The 2,947-nt window shown below is 52.6% G+C and carries 1 rRNA gene; it reads right to left on the bottom strand.

Annotated elements, in window-relative coordinates:
- Nucleotides 1-50: 50 nt before the first annotated feature.
- A 23S ribosomal RNA gene (locus tag PTE30175_RS27900) occupies nt 51-2,929 on the bottom strand.
- Nucleotides 2,930-2,947: the final 18 nt, after the last annotated feature.

Below are 2,947 nucleotides of genomic sequence, written 5' to 3'. Positions count from 1 at the left end.
AGCCGACAGCTCAAGCGCTAACACTGGCCGTAAAAAAACACACTGGTTATAGGATCAAGCCTCACGGGCAATTAGTATCAGTTAGCTTAACGCATTACTGCGCTTCCACACCTGACCTATCAACGTCCTGGTCTTGAACGACCCTTAAGGGGAATCGAGTTCCCAGGGAAGTCTCATCTTAAGGCGAGTTTCCCGCTTAGATGCTTTCAGCGGTTATCTCTTCCGAACATAGCTACCCGGCGATGCCACTGGCGTGACAACCGGTACACCAGAGGTTCGTCCACTCCGGTCCTCTCGTACTAGGAGCAGCCCCCTTCAAACTTCCAACGCCCACGGCAGATAGGGACCAAACTGTCTCACGACGTTTTAAACCCAGCTCACGTACCTCTTTAAATGGCGAACAGCCATACCCTTGGGACCGGCTACAGCCCCAGGATGAGATGAGCCGACATCGAGGTGCCAAACACCGCCGTCGATATGAACTCTTGGGCGGTATCAGCCTGTTATCCCCAGAGTACCTTTTATCCGTTGAGCGATGGCCCTTCCATACAGAACCACCGGATCACTATGACCTGCTTTCGCACCTGCTCGACTTGTCAGTCTCGCAGTTAAGCACGCTTTTGCCATTGCACTATCAGCACGATTTCCGACCGTACCTAGCGTACCTTCGTACTCCTCCGTTACACTTTGGGAGGAGACCGCCCCAGTCAAACTGCCTACCATGCACTGTCCCCGATCCGGATAACGGACCAAGGTTAGAACCTCAAACAAGCCAGGGTGGTATTTCAAGGACGGCTCCACTGAAACTAGCGTTCCAGCTTCAAAGCCTCCCACCTATCCTACACAGACCGGTTCAAAGTCCAATGCAAAGCTACAGTAAAGGTTCATGGGGTCTTTCCGTCTAGCCGCGGGTAGATTGCATCATCACAAACACTTCAACTTCGCTGAGTCTCGGGAGGAGACAGTGTGGCCATCGTTACGCCATTCGTGCAGGTCGGAACTTACCCGACAAGGAATTTCGCTACCTTAGGACCGTTATAGTTACGGCCGCCGTTTACCGGGACTTCAATCAAGAGCTTGCACCCCATCATTTAATCTTCCGGCACCGGGCAGGCGTCACACCCTATACGTCCACTTTCGTGTTTGCAGAGTGCTGTGTTTTTATTAAACAGTCGCAGCCACCATTTTTTTGCAACCCCTTCACCCTTCTGGCGCAGGCCAGTCAAGCTACAAGGGCGTACCTTATCCCGAAGTTACGGTACCAATTTGCCGAGTTCCTTCTCCCGAGTTCTCTCAAGCGCCTTAGAATACTCATCTCGCCCACCTGTGTCGGTTTGCGGTACGGTCTCGTATGACTGAAGCTTAGAGGCTTTTCTTGGAACCACTTCCAATTGCTTCGCGAACAAGTTCGCTCGCCCCACAGCCTTGAATTACGCGCCCGGATTTGCCTAAGCGCCTTCTCCACTGCAGGGACCGGGACTTCCAACACCCGGACAACCTTCCGCGATCCGTCCCCCCATCGCATCATACGACGGTGCAGGAATATTAACCTGCTTCCCATCAGCTACGCATCTCTGCCTCGCCTTAGGGGCCGACTCACCCTACGCCGATGAACGTTGCGTAGGAAACCTTGGGCTTACGGCGAGGGGGCCTTTCACCCCCTTTATCGCTACTCATGTCAGCATTCGCACTTCTGATACCTCCAGCATCCTTTACAAGACACCTTCACAGGCTTACAGAACGCTCTCCTACCATGCGAGCAAGCTCGCATCCGCAGCTTCGGTATATTGCTTAGCCCCGTTACATCTTCCGCGCAGGACGACTCGATCAGTGAGCTATTACGCTTTCTTTAAAGGGTGGCTGCTTCTAAGCCAACCTCCTGACTGTTTTAGCCTTCCCACTTCGTTTCCCACTTAGCAATATTTAGGGACCTTAGCTGGCGGTCTGGGTTGTTTCCCTCTTGACACCGGACGTTAGCACCCGATGTCTGTCTCCCGTGATTGCACTCTTCGGTATTCGGAGTTTGCTATGGCGTAGTAATCCGCAATGGACCCCACAACCATGACAGTGCTCTACCCCCGAAGGTGATACACGAGGCACTACCTAAATAGTTTTCGGAGAGAACCAGCTATTTCCAGACTTGTTTAGCCTTTCACCCCTATCCACAGCTCATCCCCTAATTTTTCAACATTAGTGGGTTCGGACCTCCAGTACGTGTTACCGCACCTTCATCCTGGCCATGGATAGATCGTCTGGTTTCGGGTCTACACCCAGCGACTGAACGCCCTGTTCGGACTCGCTTTCGCTACGCCTGCCCTATTCGGTTAAGCTTGCCACTGAATGTAAGTCGCTGACCCATTATACAAAAGGTACGCCGTCACCCGTTTCCAGGCTCCGACTGTTTGTATGCATGCGGTTTCAGGATCTATTTCACTCCCCTCCCGGGGTTCTTTTCGCCTTTCCCTCACGGTACTGGTTCACTATCGGTCGATTACGAGTATTTAGCCTTGGAGGATGGTCCCCCCATCTTCAGACAGGATTTCACGTGTCCCGCCCTACTTTTCTCAAGCTTGGTTCCACACCAGGGTTTTCGCATACGGGACTATCACCCACTATGGTCGGCCTTTCCATGCCGCTTTGCTAACACCGGTGCTAAATCTTGAAGGCTGTTCCCATTTCGCTCGCCACTACTCTGGGAATCTCGGTTGATTTCTTTTCCTGCAGCTACTTAGATGTTTCAGTTCGCCGCGTTCGCTTCGCTGAGCCTATGTATTCAGCTCAGGATGACCCATTCGGGCCGGGTTTCCCCATTCGGACATTTGTGGATCAATGCTCATTTGCCAGCTCCCCACAACTTTTCGCAGGCTATCACGTCCTTCGTCGCCTGTAATCGCCAAGGCATCCACCACATGCACTTATTCGCTTGACCCTATAACGAGTGTGTCTT

The organism is Pandoraea terrae (genome assembly GCF_902459695.1).
In the GTDB taxonomy this organism is placed as follows: Bacteria; Pseudomonadota; Gammaproteobacteria; order Burkholderiales; family Burkholderiaceae; genus Pandoraea; species Pandoraea terrae.
Note: the sequence above shows the minus strand (reverse complement) of the source record. Positions and strands in the feature narration are given on the sequence as shown.